1 pseudogene is annotated in these 355 nt (G+C 60.0%); it reads right to left on the bottom strand.

The window, feature by feature from the left end:
- Positions 1 to 73: 73 nt before the first annotated feature.
- Positions 74 to 355, bottom strand: a pseudogene (locus ACMX25_RS38440) (hypothetical protein); the annotation flags it as partial.

Raw genomic sequence — 355 nt, 5'->3', positions numbered from 1 at the left:
GTGCCTTTCACTGGCACACAAGGCGGCTTGTCCACAGGTGCGAAGCACTCGGTGGGTAAGCCGTGGCAGCACGCTACCCTTTAGCTGCCGGTTTTTCCCGGGCTTCGAGAAACCTGTATAGCCTGCGACAGGTGGCATCCAGGGAGTCTTGATCAGTCTGGCTGATGCGTGGCCAGATCAGAGGGCCGCCGTCTGGTTCTATCAACTCGGCGATGGCCTCTTGCGCGGGCAGTTTCTTGAGCCTGGTGTCCTCGTAACGCCTGCGGATCAATTCACCTCCCAGCAGCCAGAGATTGTCGCGATGGCGTCGCAGTGTCTTGGGCGTGAGTTCGCGGCTCAGCAGGTCAAGCAGGAA

Origin of the sequence: Caballeronia eucalypticola, from assembly GCF_047608185.1 — a bacterium.
Lineage (GTDB): Bacteria > Pseudomonadota > Gammaproteobacteria > Burkholderiales > Burkholderiaceae > Caballeronia.
The sequence above is the reverse complement of the archived record's forward strand: the minus strand, read 5'-3'. Positions and strand labels throughout refer to the sequence as shown.